Below are 1,519 nucleotides of genomic sequence, written 5' to 3'. Positions count from 1 at the left end.
CCTAATCCGAGGTGGCTGGATCAACTAGGGCCAAAACGTAAACCCAAACATGTTCAATGGTATGACTATCTCTTTTATAGACTGTCACGCCTACAGCTCTTACCGCAATTCCCGTTCAAAAAACGTAAAACGGAACAGGCTATTGCAGAGTTTATGAAAAATCCAAGTTCGAAGCTGTACCCTGACTATATGCCTTACGCTTGATCAACGTGGATATTGGCATGGAGTGCAACAAGGAACACCACCCTCTCAGCCGTGACCGTCTGCCGTCAGGACGACGGCAGTCGAGCGAGTCAGGGATGACCTTGAAGCGTGTCACGGATGAGGGGTGGTGATCCATCGGTCATGTTTATTCCAAACAATCCCTGAATTCAACTATTAACTTCAGCACAGTTATCTATCAGCTTAGAAAATTATCAGCCGCGTGGGGCGCATGGCATGATGACAGGCGCATCAACCTGGGCACGCATTCAAAGTCATCAGATACGTCGTGAATGGGTAGGTCCTGGTGTCGCGTCGTTAAATTTATCTGCATATGCTGGTGAAGCACGGCTTCGATTAGCGGTGAGTTTTGATCGTTTGATGCCGGATGGTGAACCACAGCGATTTATCATGATAGAGCCGCTTGAAATTACAGCAACATAAGCCAAGCAAAATATAGGATTACCTGATGTCATCACCACCGTTGGAACTTATTCCCAATCCCACTGAAAACCCTGATGTGATTGATGTTATGAATCTATCAATTACGCGTATAGATGACGATACTATTGAAATACCTTCATTTGTTTCAGATATATTGAATGCTTGGTTCAAGTTAATATTTTTTGCATTAATTTTGGGGTTGGGGCCCTCGTATGATCCTGGCTGGTTTACTGCGAATGGTGAGCCAGGGATAGCTTATGAAAAAATTCATAGGATGTTTTTTAGGGAAAGTTATATTTTAGATGCCTTTGCATTTTACGAAGATAAAAGTAATCCCGGCTTTACTCCAGAAGGTGAATCTTATCAACAATTTTATGTATATAATATCGAACGCCACGGCCGTGGCATCGTTGCAGGCCTATTTTTCATCGGAATAATCGTAATTCCTTGGATTTTATTAAATCTAGCGGTGGGTAATCCTTATCGTATCGATCGAAAGCGCCGAATTATCTACACTTGGATGCGGGGTCATTTTGTCTGTGTTCACTTTCCACCAGGTATGAGCGATCCATTACAATTGATCGAAGCCCATGTGCCTCGCGGTAAACAGGCTAACGATCCTTATAATATGAGTGGTCCGTTAAATATCTGGTTACCACTTCCGCATAAACAAAAAAATGGCTTGTTGAGTATAGGCGCCAGTTGCTTCCTGAATGGCGCAATGGTGAAGTATCAATCCTATTATTTACGTGATTTTCTGACCGACTATTTAACTAATCCTAATCCGAGGTGGCTGGATCAACTAGGGCCAAAACGTAAACCCAAACATGTTCAATGGTATGACTATCTCTTTTATAGACTGTCACGCCTACAG

3 protein-coding genes are annotated in these 1,519 nt (G+C 43.1%); all 3 read left to right on the top strand.

From position 1 onward, the window contains the following. Positions 1-204, top strand: a 204-nt coding sequence (locus LH51_RS23200; RefSeq protein WP_235263826.1) for a hypothetical protein, incomplete at its 5' end; no start/stop codon positions are given. A 234-nt stretch (positions 205-438) separates the two neighbouring features. After that, complete coding sequence (locus tag LH51_RS18390; protein WP_036525097.1) at positions 439-645, top strand: hypothetical protein; 207 nt, start codon at positions 439-441, stop codon at positions 643-645. A 25-nt stretch (positions 646-670) separates the two neighbouring features. Beyond that, positions 671-1,519: hypothetical protein (locus tag LH51_RS18385; protein ID WP_036525095.1), on the top strand; the 849-nt coding region annotated here is incomplete at its 3' end.

This window comes from Nitrincola sp. A-D6 (assembly GCF_000764495.1).
Lineage (GTDB): Bacteria > Pseudomonadota > Gammaproteobacteria > Pseudomonadales > Balneatricaceae > Nitrincola.
Note: the sequence above shows the minus strand (reverse complement) of the source record. Positions and strands in the feature narration are given on the sequence as shown.

Coding starts and splice junctions, on each gene's coding strand:
- LH51_RS18390 (WP_036525097.1), top strand. CDS start 439: ATGATGACAGGCGCATCAACCTGGGCACGCATTCAAAGTCATCAGATA.